This window comes from Sediminicola luteus (assembly GCF_002514735.1).
In the GTDB taxonomy this organism is placed as follows: domain Bacteria; phylum Bacteroidota; class Bacteroidia; order Flavobacteriales; family Flavobacteriaceae; genus HQA918.
Window position 1 is genome coordinate 600,889 of sequence record NZ_NBWU01000004.1, and the last position, 19,042, is coordinate 619,930.

General features: G+C 42.7%; 19 protein-coding genes. 14 read left to right on the forward strand and 5 right to left on the reverse strand.

The window, feature by feature from the left end; translation table 11 throughout:
- Positions 1-5: 5 nt before the first annotated feature.
- Positions 6-1,778 carry a PAS domain-containing hybrid sensor histidine kinase/response regulator gene (locus B7P33_RS14970; RefSeq protein ID WP_097442826.1) on the forward strand — a complete coding sequence of 591 codons (1,773 nt, stop codon included), beginning with the start codon at positions 6-8 and terminating at the stop codon, positions 1,776-1,778.
- Here B7P33_RS14970 and B7P33_RS14975 read toward each other — a convergent pair.
- The 4 genes from B7P33_RS14975 to B7P33_RS14990 form a co-directional block, all read right to left on the reverse strand.
- On the reverse strand, positions 1,773-3,986 hold the full coding sequence (locus B7P33_RS14975) for a carbohydrate binding family 9 domain-containing protein (RefSeq protein WP_097442828.1): 2,214 nt from the start codon (positions 3,984-3,986) through the stop codon (positions 1,773-1,775). The genes B7P33_RS14970 and B7P33_RS14975 overlap by 6 nt on opposite strands.
- Positions 3,987-4,300: 314 nt before the next feature.
- Positions 4,301-5,044 carry a LytR/AlgR family response regulator transcription factor gene (locus B7P33_RS14980; protein ID WP_097442830.1) on the reverse strand — a complete coding sequence of 248 codons (744 nt, stop codon included), beginning with the start codon at positions 5,042-5,044 and terminating at the stop codon, positions 4,301-4,303.
- Positions 5,028-6,119 carry a sensor histidine kinase gene (locus B7P33_RS14985; RefSeq protein ID WP_097442832.1) on the reverse strand — a complete coding sequence of 364 codons (1,092 nt, stop codon included), beginning with the start codon at positions 6,117-6,119 and terminating at the stop codon, positions 5,028-5,030. Before B7P33_RS14985 ends, B7P33_RS14980 begins: the two co-directional genes overlap by 17 nt.
- Before the next feature lie 155 nt (positions 6,120-6,274).
- Positions 6,275-7,564 carry a DEAD/DEAH box helicase gene (locus B7P33_RS14990; protein WP_097442833.1) on the reverse strand — a complete coding sequence of 430 codons (1,290 nt, stop codon included), beginning with the start codon at positions 7,562-7,564 and terminating at the stop codon, positions 6,275-6,277.
- Positions 7,565-7,901: 337 nt separating this feature from the next.
- Here B7P33_RS14990 and B7P33_RS14995 point away from each other — a divergent pair, with 337 nt between their 5' ends.
- The 3 genes from B7P33_RS14995 (at position 7,902) to B7P33_RS15005 (ending at position 10,351) form a co-directional block, all read left to right on the forward strand.
- Positions 7,902-8,588: a Bax inhibitor-1/YccA family protein gene (locus B7P33_RS14995; RefSeq protein WP_097442835.1), complete on the forward strand. Its 687-nt coding sequence runs from the start codon at positions 7,902-7,904 to the stop codon at positions 8,586-8,588.
- Positions 8,589-8,936: 348 nt separating this feature from the next.
- Positions 8,937-9,248: a hypothetical protein gene (locus tag B7P33_RS15000; protein WP_097442837.1), complete on the forward strand. Its 312-nt coding sequence runs from the start codon at positions 8,937-8,939 to the stop codon at positions 9,246-9,248.
- Entirely contained in the window at positions 9,248-10,351 is a 1,104-nt protein-coding gene (locus B7P33_RS15005) for a DNA alkylation repair protein (RefSeq protein ID WP_097442838.1), read from the forward strand. Before B7P33_RS15000 ends, B7P33_RS15005 begins: the two co-directional genes overlap by 1 nt.
- A gap of 1 nt (position 10,352) precedes the next feature.
- Here B7P33_RS15005 and B7P33_RS15010 read toward each other — a convergent pair whose 3' ends face one another.
- Positions 10,353-10,778: an RrF2 family transcriptional regulator gene (locus tag B7P33_RS15010; RefSeq protein WP_097442840.1), complete on the reverse strand. Its 426-nt coding sequence runs from the start codon at positions 10,776-10,778 to the stop codon at positions 10,353-10,355.
- Between the two features lie 111 nt (positions 10,779-10,889).
- On the opposite strand from B7P33_RS15010, the gene B7P33_RS15015 reads away from it, so the two are divergent.
- The 10 genes from B7P33_RS15015 to B7P33_RS15060 all read left to right on the forward strand — a co-directional run bounded on the left by B7P33_RS15015 (position 10,890) and on the right by B7P33_RS15060 (position 18,998).
- The gene (locus tag B7P33_RS15015; protein WP_097442842.1) at positions 10,890-11,393 is read left to right on the forward strand and encodes a c-type cytochrome; all 504 of its coding nucleotides are present in this window, start codon (positions 10,890-10,892) and stop codon (positions 11,391-11,393) included.
- Positions 11,394-11,487: 94 nt separating this feature from the next.
- Positions 11,488-12,054, forward strand: a complete 567-nt coding sequence (locus tag B7P33_RS15020) for a fasciclin domain-containing protein (protein WP_097442843.1) — start codon at positions 11,488-11,490, stop codon at positions 12,052-12,054.
- 262 nt (positions 12,055-12,316) lie between these two features.
- Positions 12,317-14,278 carry a Sec-dependent nitrous-oxide reductase gene (gene nosZ / locus B7P33_RS15025; RefSeq protein WP_097442846.1) on the forward strand — a complete coding sequence of 654 codons (1,962 nt, stop codon included), beginning with the start codon at positions 12,317-12,319 and terminating at the stop codon, positions 14,276-14,278.
- A gap of 102 nt (positions 14,279-14,380) precedes the next feature.
- Positions 14,381-14,965 (forward strand): hypothetical protein, encoded by a 585-nt coding sequence (locus tag B7P33_RS15030; RefSeq protein ID WP_097442848.1) that lies wholly within the window; start codon positions 14,381-14,383, stop codon positions 14,963-14,965.
- Between the two features lie 77 nt (positions 14,966-15,042).
- Positions 15,043-15,483 (forward strand): nitrous oxide reductase accessory protein NosL, encoded by a 441-nt coding sequence (locus B7P33_RS15035; RefSeq protein ID WP_097442850.1) that lies wholly within the window; start codon positions 15,043-15,045, stop codon positions 15,481-15,483.
- A gap of 1 nt (position 15,484) precedes the next feature.
- Positions 15,485-15,778, forward strand: coding sequence for a cupin domain-containing protein (locus tag B7P33_RS15040; RefSeq protein ID WP_097442852.1), 294 nt, complete (start codon positions 15,485-15,487; stop codon positions 15,776-15,778).
- Positions 15,779-15,783: 5 nt separating this feature from the next.
- Positions 15,784-16,215 (forward strand): CopD family protein, encoded by a 432-nt coding sequence (locus B7P33_RS15045; protein ID WP_097442854.1) that lies wholly within the window; start codon positions 15,784-15,786, stop codon positions 16,213-16,215.
- Positions 16,216-16,280: 65 nt separating this feature from the next.
- Positions 16,281-17,519 carry a nitrous oxide reductase family maturation protein NosD gene (locus B7P33_RS15050; protein ID WP_245871808.1) on the forward strand — a complete coding sequence of 413 codons (1,239 nt, stop codon included), beginning with the start codon at positions 16,281-16,283 and terminating at the stop codon, positions 17,517-17,519.
- Positions 17,513-18,223, forward strand: a complete 711-nt coding sequence (locus B7P33_RS15055) for an ABC transporter ATP-binding protein (protein WP_097442858.1) — start codon at positions 17,513-17,515, stop codon at positions 18,221-18,223. The genes B7P33_RS15050 and B7P33_RS15055 overlap by 7 nt, the downstream gene beginning before the upstream one ends.
- Positions 18,216-18,998, forward strand: a complete 783-nt coding sequence (locus B7P33_RS15060) for an ABC transporter permease (protein WP_097442859.1) — start codon at positions 18,216-18,218, stop codon at positions 18,996-18,998. Before B7P33_RS15055 ends, B7P33_RS15060 begins: the two co-directional genes overlap by 8 nt.
- Positions 18,999-19,042: the final 44 nt, after the last annotated feature.

Genomic DNA, 19,042 nt, shown 5'->3' on the forward strand with positions numbered 1-19,042 from the left:
GGACTATGCACAGATTATTGAAGCGACAAATACTTAAGGCCAAGCTTTCCGAATCTACCTTGAAAGAGATCGGGCCATTTTTAGATCATATCGATTCGGCATACCGATCCTTTGAAAGCGATATATACCATATTGAGACCATTCTAGAGAAAAGTTCTAAAGAATTGTTCCAGACCAATAAACTATTAAAGCATAATATGCAGGCCATCAGTAGTCAACTGGAACGTGTTGCCGGCAATATCAAAGAGGTAATTTTTGAAATCGACCTCAATGGCTATTGGTCGTACCTAAACCCGGCATGGGAACAACTCACAGGATGTAGTGTTGCCGATTGTTTGGGACAACCTTGTACCCAACACCTAACCGATGGTTCAGGAAATCCCATTATTGACCTAATGGCCATTCAATTGGCCGGGCCAAAAACCTACAATTTAAAAACAGCCTGCAAGCCTTCTTGTGGTCCGGAAAAATGGTGCGATTTTTCAGTAAAGGCCATTTATGACGAAACCGGTAGAATCGAAGGTTATATCGGCACTATCGTAGACATAACCAATTTAAAGGAAACCGAATTCGCTCTAATCCGTGCCAAAGAGAAAGAAACCCTGGCCAACAGGGCCAAAGACCAGTTTTTAAGTACCATGTCGCACGAAATCCGTACCCCATTACACGGAGTCATTGGGTTAAGCCACCTCTTGTTGGCAGAAAACCCTAAACCGGAACAGATGGAAAACCTTACCGCCTTAAAGTATTCATCTGAGCACTTATTGAGCTTGGTTACCGACATACTCGATTATAATAAAATTACCTCGGGCAACCTGAATTTAGAAGAAGCTGAATTTAGTCTAGACTGCATTCTAACAGGTATGAAAAGCATCTTTCAGCATAGGGCACAACAAAAGAATATTGCTTTTAATATACGTACAGACCACGATCTACCTGACTTATTTTTAGGCGATGCCACTCGAATCTCCCAAATCCTGACTAACTTAATAGGCAATGCCATAAAATTCACGGAACATGGCTCGGTTCTGGTAGAGGTAGAAACTATTAAACATCAAGGGCAAGGGCAACCTTTGCGCTTTAAGGTCTCGGATACCGGAATAGGCATCTCAAACCAAAAGATCGAAAAGATATTCCACTCCTTTGTCCAGGCCAATTTAGATACCACCCGAAAATATGGGGGCACCGGACTCGGTTTAGCCATTTGTAAAGAACTCTTAGAACTCATGGGCAGCCAATTAGGTGTAGAAAGTAATTTGGGTAAAGGTTCGGTTTTTTCTTTCGATATTATTCTGAACCTACCGGAATCACAAGATCATCTACGAAATATTGAGGTACATGAAGATTACCCAATGATCAAGACCACAATGGAAAACTGCCGTATTCTTATCGCGGAAGATAATAGGGTAAATACATTGATCATAAAAAAGTTGATGAAAAACTGGGGGGTATCCTTCGATATTGTTGAGAATGGCCTACTCGCCTTAGAAAAGGCCATGACCCAGAACTACGACCTAATTTTAATGGACCTTCAAATGCCAGTAATGAACGGCTACGACGCAACCAGGGCCATACGACAGAGTCTGAACTCTAAGAACAATAGTATTCCCATTTACGCCTTATCGGCTTCTTGTGGTATGGATATAAACCACAAGCTTAATGAATATGGGCTTAATGGTTTAATTCGGAAACCTTTTGACCCAAGTGAACTTAAAAAGAATTTACTGAATATTGTAAACAGGAATACGGTGGCGACCGATAAGGTAAGGCACCTATAACCAATAGGTCATTTTTAAGACTAACGAACGGTTTTTTATACCGAAGCCGTTGGTATCGTGGTTTTCGTTATAGATCAGAAAAATATCCGACATGGGCCTATAACGCCATTGCAAGCGAGAGAATGCACTAAAATTCTCGGATTGCGAATTGTATTGTACCACATTCTTCCAGGATAGTTTATTGGAAAAACCGATATCGGCATTAAAGCGTACCAAATGCAATTTATTGGCACCATAACCCTCGGCCAGTTTTATATCATTGTAGTTATAGGTGATACCAAACCTACCCCAAGGCTGAAATCGGATATTTCCTTCTAACATGGCATTTAACCTGGTTCCATTGTAAAAACTACCATACCCCATATTAGTGCTCCATACGAATTGTTTCCGAGTATCGGCACTATACATAAGATCAAATCGGGCAAACTCATAATCGCCCAGGGGCAAGGGTTCGAAATCGTCACCGATCAAAGCGGTGGGAAACATTAGATTTACCTTCCTATAGCGCGATATTAAGCTTAAACTAGCGGTATTCCTAAACTCGAAATCATAGGCCAAATTGTTCATGGTTTCGTTAAATGTGCCATCGGAATTCAGGTATAACATATGCCAAGTACGCCACCCGTGGTAATTAATCTTGCTGTTATCGTCTTTTGAAAAGGTCAAATAGCGAAACCAAGGATTGATCAAGGTATAACCCAATCGGACCGTTTCTTCGGTTTCGGCATTATAATTTTCAAGGCGGGGATTTACTCCTACTTCGGTAATATAGTTTTCGCCAACTACATCTATTTGCCAGCCGGAACGGAAACGTTTGGTCGTATAATTGCCGGCAAAGCCGTAATAATGGTTATTCGTAAAACCTTGGGGCATAAACGACAAGTGATATTTTACGTTATTATTAAAGCGGCCGTCTTCGGACATATAGGTAAACTCCAACCCGGCATTTCTTGAGTACTTTTCATCATCTGGGCTGGTGGCCGTAGCCTGCCTATTGATAAAAATCCCCTTAAAAACCGAACGCTTTAGCAAGGTTTGCTGAAAAGCAGCTACGGCATAGTTTTGGGGTATGAAATCGCCTTCCCGTTGGGTTTGCACGTCCATTACCCCAATACGGAGGTTTTTAGTAAGGTTTCCGGTTAATCTGGCCCCAAAATCAATGGGTATGGCCTCCCCATCCATAATTCCGATTCTACGCGAAAAAAACGGTTTTAGGTCGTAACTACCGAAATTCGAAAAGATATCGCTATTCTCCAGAAAAAAATTACGCTGTTCCGGAAGAAAGATATTGAAACGGGTAATATTGGTTATCTCCTGGTCTACATCGGCATTCGAAAAATCGGGTAAAAAGGTCAGATCAAGGTTTAAACTACTCGATAGGGCCACTTTTATATCGCCCCCGATATTGATCTGGGTATCAGGTGAATTTTGATTGTCATCTTCATAATCGCGTTGTGAAGATAGGGTACTGTATGGGTTAAAGATAAACATGCCTGCCGCTTTTTTAGGCGGGGCATCCCATACCAATGTACCCATATAATTCATGCTGATCCCATTGAAATTTATGGGAAATTGGGTCCAGGTGGTATAGGCATTGTTCTGTTTATCGCCCCGGATAAAGTTAACGCCCCATTCGGTCGCATTGGCATCGTAGCGCAGGGTTTTAAAGGGTATGGCCATTTCTACTAACCAATACCCCTCATATTCCTTTACCTTCGACGCCCATCTATTATCCCAATTCTCGGAAAGCGACGTATTGCCCTCTTCAATGGCCAAGGTCGCTTCCATCTCGGCACCCCCGGCGGTAACCCCGAAAAAGAAGCCGTTTTGCTTAGAACCTATGGGGTCGAACACCAAACTAAAGTTATCACTGCCCCAATAATTATCGTTGTTGTCACGTACCAACGACTGTACAATACGCGATTCGGTATCGTAACATTTGGCCAAGAGATACACATGGGTATCGTCGTAGGTCATTTTTACCTCGGTCTGGTTTTTAGCTTGCCCTAAATCTGTGGGCCAATGGTTGAAGAAATTGCTAACGGCCTTATGACTCTCCCATTCTTTGGGCCCTACCTCACCATCCAGTGTCATGGTCTGCGTCGTTTTTTTGATAGGGTACCGAAATCGGCTTTTGGTGTCATTCGTAAAGTTCTGGGAAAACAGTACGATGGGCAGGCCCAAAAAAAGCCATGGGAGGTACTTCATAAGACTGTCCGTTTTTTGATGATACCCCAAAGTAATACCGCCAAACCTGCCTAAACAAGTGATTTTCTATTTCGACATACTTTACTGGGTAAAAAGCATTTAAGGGCGCTTTAATGTCGAAACCGGGAAGAATAGGTCGTTAACCTCTATTTTAAGGATTGCTTAACAAGGCTTTGACCGGTATTTGGAAAAGCTTAAGAAACTTGGCCGGTAAACCCCGTATTATATAAGCCACTGTCTAAGCTACAAACAAAACTTTAAAAAAGAAGTATTCCAATTCCACAGAAGGTAATCCCTAAAAAAAATCAATGATTTCAATGCGCCCGAAGCAATTCCAAGGCATGGCTACGGTAATTGCGGCCAATGGGCAACTCCCTACCATCTACCTCAACCATAATGTTGTTGTAGGCATTTACCTTATCCAAGGCCACGATAAAAGAGCGGTGGATACGTACAAAGCGGGGTTTGGGTAATTTTTCCTCCAAATAACTGATCCGCTGATTGGTACTGACTTCACGGCCCTGTACATGAACAAGTACTTTATCGTTTAGGCTTTCTAGATAATATATCTGGGTCAGATCCAGTTTAACCACCTTACGATCCGATTTAATGTAGATCGTGGCCTTATCTTGTGGTTCTTCTTCTGTAGGTGGGTCTGCCAGCGGTTCAAAAGCTGGGTGGGTTTGTCCACATAAAAACCGATGGGCCTTGGCTACGGTCTTCAAAAATCGGGTGAGGGATATGGGCTTTAAAAGATAATCGATCGCATCGAGCTCAAAGGCCTGAATGGCATATTCCCTATAAGCCGTGGTAAAAACCACCAAGGGCGGATTTTTAAGGGATTGCAATAGCTCCAAACCATTTAACTTCGGCATTTTGATATCGAGAAAAACCAAATCGATACCGCCTTCTTGAATATGTTTAAAGGCCTCTAAAGCATTACCACAACTAGCCACTACCTCCAATTGATCCATTTCTTGGGCATATTGCTCCAAGACATCGCGGGCCAAAGGCTCATCGTCTACGATAATGCATTTTATCTTAGTTTGTTTTCCCATCGATCCAAGTTTCCGGAAGTTTTCCCAGGTCAATTTCCAGTTTTACCAAAAAACTCTCCGCTTCTTCCAATATACGGAGATTGTGCCTATCGGGATAAAACAGCTGTAATCTGCGTTTCACATTTTTAAGTCCAATATTCTTGTCCGTATCCAAATCTTTCTTTCCTTCTAACTTGGGGGTACGGCTATTTTCGACCAAAAAATTGAGCTGATATTGTTGTAGTGAGAGATTAATATGTATCCAAGAATCGTCCAACTCCGAATCAACCCCATGTTTAAAGGCGTTTTCTACAAAGGGTAACAATAGCAGGGCCGGAATGAGGGCATCGGGACGGTCGATCGTTTTGTTGGTGTTTATAGTCAACGAATCGCTATACCGCAGCCTTTCCAACTCTACCAAATTCATCAATTGTTCCCACTCGCGACCAATACTTATAAAACGATCATTGCATTCGTACAGCATATAGTCCATAAACTTGGAGAGGCCCAAAACAGCCTTGGGCGTTTTATCTGATTTGGAAAGCGATAACGAATAAATGCTATTCAGGGTATTGAATAAAAAATGGGGATGTATCTGCGATTTTAAAAATTTGAGTTCGGTGGCCACCTTTTCCTTTTCCAATTCTTTGTTACGTTTATCCTTGGCATAATAAAACAGTTGAAGTTTTATAGCCATGGCCACGAAAATGGGATAGTACACCTGTATCAGGGAGTGCATTACCTTGGGCAGGTACCATACCGGGGTTTTCCAATATTCGTTTTCCGGATTGAACCAATGGTATAAAAAAGCCCAGTTCAAATAACGGTATATCAATGCCATGACAACCGTCAACACCAGTGACCATAGGATAAACAATCCCGTTTTTTTCCGATAAAGAAAACGAGGCATTAGGTAATACAAGGTTATATAGGTGGGAACGATCTGGGTGGGTAATAAGAATAGTATTTGCTGGCACTCTTCCCAATAATTATCATCGTAACCACCCCACATAACGGTATATAGGGCTACATATACCACCCAAAAAATTAGGTGATACCCTAATCTGTATTTACCGTCAATAATCCGCTCTAGCATATATTCGCCTTAATACCAAAGTGAAAGTACGAATTCGCTTAAAAGTTTACCAATTAAAACCGGATACGTCAGTATTCGGTCGGGAAACAACCATTAACAAAAGGTTTTGGTAAAAAAGGCTTGGTAAAAGGGGGAAAGCTACCTCAATCAATACATCAACGTCTACCTCTGGATCGGCCTTGATTTCTGTTTTTATTGGTGTTCGGGGCTCCGCCTTCCCGTTTTTTCTTCCTGTTGGCGAAAAACTCTTGCTTTCTTCTTTGTTTTTCTTTGTTCCATTCCTTTTTCTCGGCTTCGGTCATGGGTTTATCGGTCTGCGGAAAAGGATGGTCGTTCACCACATCGATTCGCTTCTTGCTCAAACGCTCGATTTTTTTGATGTGTGCATTCTCTTCGGGTTCTGACATAGAGATGGCTACCCCGGCTTCCCCGGCCCTACCCGACCTTCCGATACGGTGAATATAAGTTTCGGGCACATCGGGCACATCAAAATTGATAACATATTGCAGCTTGTCGATATCGATTCCCCTAGCGGCAATATCGGTAGCCACCAACACCCTGAGCTGGCCTTCCTTAAAGGCCTTTAAGGCACGTTGGCGCTGATTTTGGGCCTTATCGCCATGTATAGCGGCCGCATCTATGCGTTTCTTCTTTAAATCCCTTGCGATACGGTCGGCCCCATGTTTGGTACGGCTGAACAATAATACCTGCTGAATATTGCGGGACTCTAAAATATGCAGTAACAACTGCTTTTTTAGCGATTTATTGGTGAAGTATACATATTGTTGGATCGTCTCGGCTGTACTCGATACCGGGGTTACTTCAACCTTTTTCGGGTGATGTAATATCTGGTTCGAAAGGGCCTTGATATTATCGGGCATGGTCGCTGAAAAGAAGAGCGATTGCCGTTTTTTGGGGATTACCTTCAACAGTCTTTTGATATCGTGGATAAAGCCCATATCCAACATACGATCGGCCTCATCCAAAACAAAAATCTTGATATCGTCTAAACTAATATAACCCTGATCCATAAGATCTAACAAACGACCTGGGGTCGCCACCAATATATGAACCCCTCGTTTTAGTTGTTCCACTTGCCTCCCTTGCTTAACCCCACCAAAAATAACAGCATGTTTAAAGGGTAAATGCTTACTATAAGCTGCTATGTTCTCATCGATCTGTATGGCCAACTCCCGGGTTGGGGTAACGATCAAGGTAGAAATCTTTGCCGGGCCAATACCCAACCGCATATCATACATACGCTGTAGGATGGGTAAGGAAAAAGCAGCGGTTTTGCCCGTGCCGGTCTGGGCCACACCTAAAATATCGTGGCCTTTTAATACCAAGGGGATCGCTTGGGCCTGGATCGGTGTTGGTTCTACATAGCCTTTTTCTTCTAAGGCCTTAAGTATTTGTGATTTTAAATCGAAGGAAGTAAATTTCATAAAGGATGGTTCTAACCCCTTTCCTCAATACTAGGAAAGTCGGGGAAATACAGTAAGACACATATCCATTGTCAAATATTACCTCAAGCGTATCAAACCAAAATCTAATCGCAATTCGCCTGAAATAGCTGCATTTTCCCTTTATATAGGTCACATTTGCTGGGGCAAAGCTAACCTTATTAATCGGTCTTATTCGGCTAAAACCAGAATAATTATGGTTATAAACCAAAATTGAAGCTCAAAATAACCCTGTATTTCAACGGAAATATCCTACTTTTAAGTACGAAATCCAGTCTGGATACGTTAGAACAAAAACCATAAGCCAAACCTTATTACTATGCAAGATTTAATGAACCTTGAAGGCGCAACCACCGAAGAAAAGGCGCTCTTTTACAGAAAAACCTATGGTCATGTAGCCGGAGGTGTTTTGGTATTCATTTTGGTTGAATACCTTTTTCTTCAATCACAAACCATTGTAAACTTTGCCCTAAGTCTTTTAGATGGGTATCTCTGGCTGATTACCTTGGGGGGCTTTATGTTGGTAACACATTATGCCGAATCGGTCGTTGCCAAAAGTCATGACCGAAACGTACAGTATTTGGGCTATCTATTGTATATCATTGCCGAGGCTTTCATATTTGTACCCCTAATTTATATTGCCATTGCTTATGCTAATGGTCCGGTACTACAACAAGCGGCCATACTAACCCTAAGTCTTTTTACGGGTCTCTCGGCCGTGGTATTGTTGACCAAAAAAGACTTTTCATTTTTACGATCTATTATTACCATAGCCTCATTTATTGCCTTGGGACTAATTGTAGCCGGAATTCTTTTCGGTTTTGAACTCGGGCTTTGGTTTTCAGTGGGCATGGTGGCCCTAGCGGCCGGGGCTATTCTATATCAAACCTCAAACCTGGTACACAAATACCAAAGTGACCAATATGTGGTTGCCGCGTTAGGCCTGTTCTCGGCCCTAATGTTGTTGTTTTGGTACATATTACGCATATTCCTTTCAAGGGATTAATCGTAACTTATACCATTTCAATTTTGAGATTCAACCAATAAAAAAACAGGAATTTTTTCTTTGGGCGAAAAAGAAATCGAAGATTCACGAACTCCTAGGAAACAGACAAGATTGTGAGCTAAAATCTAAGCATAGCCAAAGCTACGGTTCTATTTTATTTTGATGACCAAAGGTAAAAAGAACCATTTTTTAGATGGTATTTCAATGTTGAAATGGTATTACATAACTTTCCCTTCGTTTGAAATGGAATATAAGCCCGAACACAGCTTCGGGGTTTATTTTTTACCCCTGACACAAACCTGTCACTTGGCACGATTACTTTTGAAGTATTAAAAAAGTTTATTCATCATGTCAAACAAATCATTACAGGTAGAATGGGCCCCATTCACCATAAAAAAGGAAGATTTCGATTCCATGCTCAAAGCTTCGGACCGTATGCAAAAAGAATTTTTGAGCCAGCAAGTCGGATTCGTAGGTCGCCAGTTGCTACGTAAGTCCGATACCGAATTTACGGATCTAGTTCTCTGGGAAACGGCCGAACATGCCCAAAAAGCCATGCAAGCGGCCCAACAAAGCGAAAGTTGTGGTTCTTATTTTTCATTAATGCAAGTAGATGCTAGCCAAATCTCACATCTCGACCTAGTAAAGGAATACCACTAATGGAACCCTTTAAAAATCTGTACAACCCAACATTCGTAAACCGCTTGGCCCAATACGGGCAGGCGGTTTATCCTGCTTTCGACCCTCGGGCATTCACAGCTTCTATTTTTACTTCCGATTGGGAAGCTTTAGAACTTAAACAACGAATGCGCCGGTTATCGGAAGCCTTACACGAACAATTCCCGAAAGATTTTGCTGAAAGTGGCCCCTTACTTTTGGTTTTGGTAGATCACATCAATTCCCAGGGGGATAAAGAAGGCTCCATTGAATATATGTTCCTGCCTGATTTTGTGGAACAATACGGTCGTAACCAGCCCGAATTGGCCTTTGACATCATGGAAGAACTTACACAATTTACCAGTTGCGAGTTTGCCGTGAGACTGTATCTCATCGATCGGCCCGAAGTGGGCATGAAACGCATGCGAAAATGGAGTACTCACCCAAATTTGCATGTGCGCCGCCTGGCTTCTGAAGGCTGTAGGCCCCGTTTACCTTGGGCCATGGCTTTACCCTTTTTAAAAAAGGACCCTAGCCCTATTTTGCCCATCTTGGAACGGTTAAAATCCGATGCCTCGGAATATGTACGCCGATCGGTCGCCAACAACCTCAACGACATTTCGAAAGACCATCCGGAACTGGCCTTGGAAATCGCTACCCAATGGAAGGGCTTGGACAATGAAACCGATTGGGTCGCCAAGCATGGGAGCCGGACCCTACTAAAACAAGGGAACCCCAAAGCTATGGCCCTGTTCGGGTTAGGACATCCGGAAGGTATAGAAATTAGTGGGTTTACAATCCATACCCCCAAAATTGAAATCGGCGATTATCTGGAGTTTAGCCTACATCTTAGCAACACAACCCATAAGACCCGCAAACTACGTTTGGAATACGGTTTATATTATCTAAAGGCCAATGGCACACATTCGCGAAAGGTATTTAAGATCAGTGAAAAAGAGTACGCAGGCCAGACGACTGTCAATATCCAAAGAAGACAATCGTTTAAACCCATAACTACACGGGTATTCCATAAAGGGCATCATAAACTGAGCCCCATAATCAATGGTGTGGAATTCGAACCGATTTTGGAGTTCGAATTGCTCTAAATTATGCGAGGGGGCCCAAAACTTGGGTCCCTTGGGCCAAATCGCCCAAAGTAATGGTTTCGATCTGACTTAAAAACCCCCCTTTAACCTGGGCATAATACTTGTGCAACGCACAAGGGTTCGTGGCATTACAATGGTCAAGATCAAGTATGCAATTTTTAAAACGATCTTCGCCATCTATCAAGTAGACTACGCTATCTATATGCTTGCTTTTATTCTCCGGGCTCAGGTAAAACCCACCATGAGGCCCTTTTAACGAGCTAATTACCCCTTCCCTGCTCAGCTTCTGTAGTAACTTACCTAAATATGGTGCAGGTACCTGGGTCTTTTCCGCTAGTTCTTTAATTCCATATTTCCGGTTCACACTAGAATGACCTGCCAAATAAGAAATGGCTTTAAGCGAGTATTTTAAGGAGTTTGAGAACATGTGGTTAGTTTGTTACAAATTTATAAAAGACCATTTAATCTTTTAACTGATTTTTGTCATGTTTTTTTTTAGGCCTTCGCTTTAGTTTTGCTGCATAAAATTAGATATTCTATGAGAACAATCACTAAAATTTGTGCTTTGCTCTTTGTTTTTAGCCTTGTTGCCTGTGGTGGGGGTGAAAAAAAAGAGAAGGAATCTTTTGCCATAAAGAAAGCTAAAACCGAAACCACTAAGGTAGAAAAGAAGGAAAATTCCAGTGTTCCTGCCTCCAAAAAAGTGGATTTGGAATCAAAAGGCGTCGGTCCCATTACGTCTATTACACTTAATGCCAAAATCGATAAAGCTATGGCGGCAAAAGGGGAAGAAACCTTTAAAAAAATGTGTACGGCCTGTCACCGTATTGGCAAAAAATTCATCGGTCCCGCCCCAGATGGTATAATGGAGCGTCGTACCCCGGAATGGGTTATGAACATGATCCTCAACCCCACCGAAATGGTACAAAAAGACGCCTTGGCCAAAGAACTTTTGATGGAATTCAATGGTTCGCCAATGTCTAACCAGAACCTTTCAGAAGAAGAAGCCAGGGCCGTTGTCGAGTATTTCAGAACCCTATAATATAGTTTATACGGAACATCCTATTGCTGTTCACGGTACTCCTTAATAGTAATAGCGCATGTGCTTCGCCCTAAAACCAGTAAATATTACATACATGAAATCAACCTCCCTTTTTCTATTAAGTGCTTTCGCCATCTTAGTGGCGGTTAGCTGTAAACAGGAAACCAAAACTGCCCCTGCGGAAAGCAGTTCTGAGTCTACCGAAGTTACCAAACCCCAAGGCCAAGCTTTTTTAAAGGATGATGAGGCCCAACCCAATGTACTCGATATAGCCATTGGCTCTAAAGACCACACCACCCTGGTAGCAGCCGTACAGGCCGCTCAACTTGAAAATGCTTTGGTTAACGCCGGTCCCTTAATGGTATTCGCCCCTACCAATGCCGCTTTCGATGCCCTACCGGAAGGAACCGTGGAAACCTTGTTAAAGCCTGAGAACAAAGCCAAACTGGCCTACATACTCAAACATCACGTTACCCCTGGCAACTACTCAAAAGACTTTATAAAAAAGTTCAAAAAATTAGGGCAGGCCAGTAACGAGAATATCCCGGTAGAGGTAAAAGGTGACGATGTTTACGTAGGTGGTGCCAAGATCATTGGCAGTGTCAAGGCCGGTAATGGTATCGTACACGTGGTAGACAAGGTTATTTTACCTGCAAATTAAGAGACTGTTTTGAAATATGTCAATTGTTTTTTTATGCTTCTTTTTGCGCCCTATTTCGTTAGAATTTTGAACCGTAGCCCAGCTATGCTTAAAAATTTTGCCTTATAAAGCATCAAAAACAACCTGTAAAAATTCCAATCACACATTTCAAAAAAGTCTCTAAATCTCAATTCCAATACAACCAATGCCCTATGGCATTGGATAGAAACTAGTAGTATCAGAGCTGGGTTTTCAATGTTCCCGGTTCATAAAATCGAAATACATGAAAAGATTATCAAAATTAGTATTGTTATCGGCCTTGGGTGCCCTGACCTTAATCGGTTGTAACCCTGCCGGTAAAAAATCGGATAAAGGTGGTGCCCTTAGCTCATCTGCGGCCGAAAAAGTATATGTGGCCCCGGGAGAGCACGATGAGTTCTACGCCTTCGTTTCCGGTGGTTTCAGTGGCCAGTTGGCCGTATACGGACTGCCATCGGGCCGTTTGTTCAAGGTTATTCCCGTTTTCTCTCAAGATGCCGAGAAAGCATGGGGGTATAACGAAGAGACCAAGCCCATGTTGAACACCTCTTATGGTTTTGTACCCTGGGACGATTCGCACCACCCCGACATTTCCCAAACGGCTGGGGAATTAGATGGGCGTTATGTGTTCATCAATGCGAACAACACCCCCAGGATTGCCAAGATCGACCTGACTACCTTCGAAACCACAGAGATCATCGAAGTACCCAACAGTGCGGGTAACCACAGTTCTTCTTTTGTTACCGAAAACACCGAATATGTTGTAGCCGGTACCCGTTTCTCGGTTCCGGTTCCCCAACGTGATATGCCTATTAGCGAATACAAAGGAAACTTTAAAGGTGCCCTTTCATTCATTAGCGTTAATCCGGAAGATGGCGGAATGGATGTGAAATTCCAGTTGCTAATGCCTGGTTTCAACTACGATTTGTCACACCCTGGCCGTGGTAAATCACACGGATGGTTCTTCTTTACTACCTATAACACCGAAGAGGCCTCTACCCTACTCGAGGTAAACGCCTCGCAAAACGACAAGGATTTTATCGCTGCGGTTAACTGGAAAAAAATTGAAGAGTATGTAAATAATGGTGGTGGTAAAATGATGCCGGCCAATTATGCCCATAATGTATACGACGAGCACACCCATACCGCTACCTCAACCATGAAAAAAGAGGTATTGGTCGTAGATCCCTCCGAGGTACCTGGTGCCGTTTACTTATTACCTACCCCAAAATCGCCTCACGGTTGTGACGTAGATCCTTCTGGTGAGTACATTGTAGGTAATGGTAAGCTATCTGCCAACCTAACCGTTCACTCCTTTACTAAAATGTTGGATGCCATTGAGAACAAGAAATTCGACGGGGACGCCTATGGCATTCCAATCTTAAATTTCGATTCGGTTTTGGCCGGTACTGTTGAGCAGCCTGGTTTAGGCCCCCTTCATACCGAGTTCGATGGTAAAGGAAATGCCTATACCACCTTCTTTATTTCTTCTGAGGTAGTAAAATGGAAGTTAGGCACTTGGGATGTAGTCGATAGAAAATCGACTTATTATTCCGTAGGTCACTTGATGATTCCGGGGGGTAACTCCCAAAAACCCTTCGGCAAGTATGTACTAGCCATGAACAAGATTACCAAAGACCGGTATTTACCAACAGGTCCTGAGGTAACCCAATCGGCCCAGTTATACGATATTACCGGAGAAAAAATGGAATTGTTACTCGATTTCCCAACCGTAGGTGAACCTCACTATGCAGCCGGTATTCCTGCGGATATCATCAAGCCAAATTCCAAGAAAATATTCAAACTCGAAGAGAACAAGCATAAGTATGCTGCGCTTTCGGAAGCAGATACCAAGGTGGTTCGCAATGGTAAGGAAGTTCATGTGTATATGACCATGATCCGTTCGCACTTCTCCCCAGATAATATCGAGGGAATCAAAGTCGGCGATAAGGTATATTTCCATATTACCAACCTAGAACAAGATTACGATGTGCCACACGGGGTTAGTATGATCGGTGCCAATACTTCAGAGCTATTGATTATGCCCGGACAGACCGAGTCTTTTGTTTGGGAACCCAAACAGCCAGGTGTTTGGCCATTCTATTGTACCGATTTCTGTTCGGCACTGCACCAAGAAATGCAAGGTTATGTTAGGGTTTCGCCAGCGAATTCGAACATAGAATTGTCTTGGTCTCTAGGGGAGTAATATAAACCATTCGGAACTTGACGTTCCACTCCAACCCAGTACCTGTTTAAGTCATATAGCGGGTGATGCCTTGGTATCGCCCGCTTTTTAAAACCGAAAATGATGAAAAAATCCAAACTATTAATGCTGTTGGGATCGGTACTGATTCTCGGTCTCTTTATTTTTCCTTTGTGGAATATTACTTTAGAGGCCCCCCAATACCCTACTCCACTGGGCATGGACATCTATATCAACGATTTTGCCGATGCCAATCCGCACGATATTAAGAACATTAACCTCATGAACCACTATGTGGGCATGAAATATATTCCGGAAAGTATCCCAGAATTCAAGATTTTCCCGGCGGTTATTATCGGTATGTCCATCTTAGGCTTATTGTTCGGTTTCCTGGGAAGGCATAAATTATACTTGGCTTGGTTCATATTAATGTCGTTATTGGCCCTCGCCGGTATTTACGATTTTTACCTATGGGAGTACGATTACGGCCATAACCTAGACCCTAAGGCCATAATGAAATTTACAAACCCCGATGGTTCGATTATGGGCTTTCAACCCCCATTGTTCGGTACCAAGGATATTTTGAACTTTACGGCCCACTCCTACCCTCAATTGGGTGCCTACTTTTTGGCAGCCGGTATGGCCTGTACCTTCATTGCTTTTTTCGTAGGTAAAAAAGAATCGAAGTAAGCCTACTTCCGGAAGTAACGGACCCTTTGCACCGGAAGTTAACCTAATCTCGATTTTTCGAGTTAAACAATTAAGTCATGGAACCAAAGATTTTTTCCCGAATACTGTGCATTGCCCTAGTTTTGGTACTCAGCGCATGTACACCATCGCCCAAGGCCATAGACTATGGCAACGATGCCTGCCATTTCTGTAAAATGACCGTGGTGGACAAAATTCATGGGGCAGAATTGGTTACGGCCAAAGGCAAGGTATTTACCTTCGATGCGGTAGAGTGTATGGTAAACTTCCTGAGAAACAACGATCAAGAAATCGCCCTCTATCTCATTAACCATTATGGCACGCCCGAGGAATTGATTGATGCCACCCAAGCCTATTACCTCATATCCAAAGAGCTGCCCAGCCCTATGGGAGCTTACCTAACCGCTTTTAAGAGCAAGGCCGAAGCCGAAAAGGTACAGGCCGAAAAAAGCGGGGATATCTATGACTGGGAAGGCTTGTTAACCCATATGAACCCTTAATATGTACCAAATAGTTAATACAATAAACACCGTTCCCTTTCAGGATGTTAAAGCGCAGAAACTGCTTAAACTGAATGCCAAAGAATGTCTATTTATTAGCCTGGAAGCGGGCGGTGTTTTAAAAAAACATAGCTCACCCACCGATGCGTGGTTATTGGTTCTGGAAGGTCAGATTACCTTTCACATCAACAACAACGAATACGTTTTGGAAAAACACCAACTTTTCGATTTTCCAAAAGAAGAAGTACATTGGGTAACGGCCCAAAGTAACGCCAAATTCATAGTTATCCGTTAGAAACCATGTTAAAGACGGTAATTTTCATCCATATCCTATGCGCCTGCATCTGGACCGGGGGCCATTTGGTCTTATGTTTAGCTGTATTGCCCAAGGCTCTAAAAAAGAAGGATTTCGATATTATCCATAATTTCGAAACCCATTACGAGCGGGTCGGCATTCCGGCCTTGTTAGGTTTGGTTACTACCGGCATTGTAATGGCGACCCAATATGCACCCGCATTTTTCGATTTCGATATACAGGACCATTATACCCGTCATATCCTGATCAAATTCGTATTATTGTTCTGTACCCTGGCCTTGGCCATACATGCACGTTTTTTTCTGATCCCAAATAAAAGGTTGGTGCCCTTGGCCTATCATATCATTGGGGTAACCAGCCTATCGGTATTATTTACCCTAGTGGGGTTCAGTGTACGTGCGGGGGGTATCTTGTAGAGATCGATGTCGGGAGGCTCTCATATATGTGAATGCAAAGTATTGGAATCTTTAAATTAGATCCTGTGATAAAAACGATTTTACATACTATAATTTTTCTGTCGGTTTGGAGTGGTTTGTGGGCCAAAACCATTACCGTTTGTCCAGATTGCACCCACAAAACCCTGAAACAGGGCATTGCAGCGGCCCAGGCCGGTGACACGGTATTGGTACGCAAAGGCACCTATAAAGAGCACGATATCGTAATTGACAAACCCTTGACCTTGGTTGGCGAAAACTACCCCGTTATCGATGGGGAATTAAAAGGGGAGATCATTACCATAACCTCGGATCATGTAACGGTCGATGGGCTTTTCATTATAAATGTTGGCACTAGTTATACCACTGATTATGCTGCAGTTCGGGTGAAACGAAGCAATCATTTCGTAATCAAAAACTTGGTATTGGAAAAGCTTTTTTTCGGTATTTATCTCGAAAAGGCCCGAGACGGTTTGGTATACCATAATAAGATTATTGGCGATGCGGTAGAGGAATACAATTCGGGCAATGGCATTCAATTATGGTACAGCCATAATGTTCGAATCGAAAAAAACATAGTTCAGCACGTTCGCGACGGCATATACCTCGAATTCTCGGACGACTGTAGTATCACCGAAAATGTAAGTACCGAAAATGTACGTTACGGTCTTCATTTTATGTTCTCGAACCGTGACATTTATGAAAACAATACTTTTGAAAAGAACGGGGCCGGGGTGGCCGTAATGTTCTCCAAAGAAATCAAAATGTACAACAACCATTTTAGGGAGAACTGGGGTTCGGCCTCTTATGGCATGTTGCTCAAAGAAATAAACGATGCCGAGATCAAGGGCAATACCTTTGCCGAAAATACCATTGGCATCAATATAGAAGGATCGAACCGCGTGGTATACCACAACAACGATTTTTTGAACAATGGTTGGGCCATAAAAGTACGTGGGGCCTGTTATACCAACAGCTTTACCGAAAACAACTTTATGCACAACTCCTTCGATATTTCGTACAACAGCAAGGTAAACGACAATGTTTTCGACCGCAATTATTGGAGCAACTATACGGGCTACGACCTCAATAAAGACGGTGTGGGCGATGTGCCCTATCGCCCGGTAAAATTATTTTCCTATGTGGTAAACCGTACACCGGAAACCATAATCTTATTGCGTAGTCTGTTTATAGATATTCTCGATTTTTCCGAAAAAGTATCTCCGGTATTTACCCCCGATAATTTGGTAGACGAAAACCCCATGACAAAACGAATACTATGGTAAACATTATAGATTTACATAAATCCTTTGGTAAGAACGTGGTGTTGAGTGGTGTAGACCTCAATACCGACCAAGGCGGTATTTACGCCATTTTAGGTCCGAATGGATCAGGCAAAACCACCTTGATAAAGAGTATTTTGGGCATGGTCTTACCCAAAAAAGGGACAATAGAGGTGTTAGGCGAGAATATTAAAATTGATTCCGCCTACCGCAACCATATCGATTATTTGCCACAGATCGCCAATTTTCCGAACAACATTAAGGTCAAAGAACTGATCCGAATGATCAAAGACCTCCGCGGGGCCAAAAACACCAATGAAGAGAATCTTATTAGACGCTTTCAATTGGAGCCCTTTTTAAATAAAAAACTGGGCAACCTTTCGGGAGGTACCAAGCAAAAGGTAAACATCGTGCTCACCTTTATGTTCGACCGACCCTTAATCATACTGGACGAACCCACCACTGGGTTGGATCCCATAGCTCTGATTCAGTTGAAAGAACTGATCCGGATCGAAAAAGACAAAGGAAAGACCATTTTGATTACCTCCCACATTATGTCTTTTGTAGAGGAAATATCCGATGAAATCGTCTTTTTGCTTGAGGGCACTATCTATTTTAAAGGGACCATTGCCGCCTTAAAGGAAAAAACGGAACAGCCCAATTTCGAACACGCCATTGCCTCCATTTTATCTAAACACCATGCTTAAGATACTCAAATACAGTTTTTTCGACCTTATGCGCAGCCGTTGGAGTTACGTATACCTTTTGTTCTACTTACTTCTGGGTATTGTGCTCTTGTTTTTGAACAACGACCTCTCCAAGGCCATTATCACCTTAATGAACGTTATTATCGTTTTGATACCCTTAATTGGCACCGTTTTCGGAATCATGTACCACTACAATTCCACCGAATTTACCCAATTGTTATTGGCCCAACCCTTAAAACGCAGTACCATTTTCTTAGGGCAATATTTAGGTGTGGCTTTGTCCTTATCGCTGAGTTTGGTCATAGGCTTGGGCATCCCTTTTGCCTTTTACGGCCTTTTTTATTCCGATGCCATTTGGGACTTTTCCCTGCTTTTGGTCACCGGGGCTTTTTTGACCTTGATTTTTGTGGCCCTGGCCTTTAATATCGCCTTGTCGAACGAAAATAAGATCAAAGGCTTTGGCTATGCCATTCTTATGTGGTTGTTTTTGGCCGTTATCTACGACGGACTGTTTTTGATGAGCTTGGTTTTCTTTGAAGATTACCCTTTGGACAAGGCCTCATTGATCGGTAGCATGCTCAACCCTATTGACCTCTCTAGGATTCTAATCTTGCTTAAACTGGATATTTCGGCCCTTTTAGGGTATACCGGTGCCGTTTTCAAAAGCTTTTTCGGTACCAATCTGGGTCTCTTCCTTTCCTTGGGTTGTTTGGTCCTCTGGGTTATATTACCCGTATGGCGTTTGATCTATGTATCGAAACGGAAGGATTTTTAAACATAAAAAAGGCCACCCCTCCGGGTGGCCTTCGTTGTATAACT

What these genes read in the sequence shown, in the direction of transcription:
- B7P33_RS15020 (WP_097442843.1), top strand. Translation starts at nt 11,488, where the DNA reads ATGAAATCAACCTCCCTTTTTCTATTAAGTGCTTTCGCCATCTTAGTG.
- B7P33_RS14990 (WP_097442833.1), bottom strand. Translation starts at nt 7,564, where the DNA reads ATGAAATTTACTTCCTTCGATTTAAAATCACAAATACTTAAGGCCTTA.
- B7P33_RS15000 (WP_097442837.1), top strand. Translation starts at nt 8,937, where the DNA reads ATGTCAAACAAATCATTACAGGTAGAATGGGCCCCATTCACCATAAAA.
- B7P33_RS14980 (WP_097442830.1), bottom strand. Translation starts at nt 5,044, where the DNA reads ATGGGAAAACAAACTAAGATAAAATGCATTATCGTAGACGATGAGCCT.
- B7P33_RS15045 (WP_097442854.1), top strand. Translation starts at nt 15,784, where the DNA reads ATGTTAAAGACGGTAATTTTCATCCATATCCTATGCGCCTGCATCTGG.
- B7P33_RS14995 (WP_097442835.1), top strand. Translation starts at nt 7,902, where the DNA reads ATGCAAGATTTAATGAACCTTGAAGGCGCAACCACCGAAGAAAAGGCG.
- B7P33_RS15055 (WP_097442858.1), top strand. Translation starts at nt 17,513, where the DNA reads ATGGTAAACATTATAGATTTACATAAATCCTTTGGTAAGAACGTGGTG.
- B7P33_RS15040 (WP_097442852.1), top strand. Translation starts at nt 15,485, where the DNA reads ATGTACCAAATAGTTAATACAATAAACACCGTTCCCTTTCAGGATGTT.
- B7P33_RS14975 (WP_097442828.1), bottom strand. Translation starts at nt 3,986, where the DNA reads ATGAAGTACCTCCCATGGCTTTTTTTGGGCCTGCCCATCGTACTGTTT.
- B7P33_RS15005 (WP_097442838.1), top strand. Translation starts at nt 9,248, where the DNA reads ATGGAACCCTTTAAAAATCTGTACAACCCAACATTCGTAAACCGCTTG.
- nosZ (WP_097442846.1), top strand. Translation starts at nt 12,317, where the DNA reads ATGAAAAGATTATCAAAATTAGTATTGTTATCGGCCTTGGGTGCCCTG.
- B7P33_RS15030 (WP_097442848.1), top strand. Translation starts at nt 14,381, where the DNA reads ATGAAAAAATCCAAACTATTAATGCTGTTGGGATCGGTACTGATTCTC.
- B7P33_RS14970 (WP_097442826.1), top strand. Translation starts at nt 6, where the DNA reads ATGCACAGATTATTGAAGCGACAAATACTTAAGGCCAAGCTTTCCGAA.
- B7P33_RS15060 (WP_097442859.1), top strand. Translation starts at nt 18,216, where the DNA reads ATGCTTAAGATACTCAAATACAGTTTTTTCGACCTTATGCGCAGCCGT.
- B7P33_RS15015 (WP_097442842.1), top strand. Translation starts at nt 10,890, where the DNA reads ATGAGAACAATCACTAAAATTTGTGCTTTGCTCTTTGTTTTTAGCCTT.
- B7P33_RS15035 (WP_097442850.1), top strand. Translation starts at nt 15,043, where the DNA reads ATGGAACCAAAGATTTTTTCCCGAATACTGTGCATTGCCCTAGTTTTG.
- B7P33_RS14985 (WP_097442832.1), bottom strand. Translation starts at nt 6,119, where the DNA reads ATGCTAGAGCGGATTATTGACGGTAAATACAGATTAGGGTATCACCTA.
- B7P33_RS15010 (WP_097442840.1), bottom strand. Translation starts at nt 10,778, where the DNA reads ATGTTCTCAAACTCCTTAAAATACTCGCTTAAAGCCATTTCTTATTTG.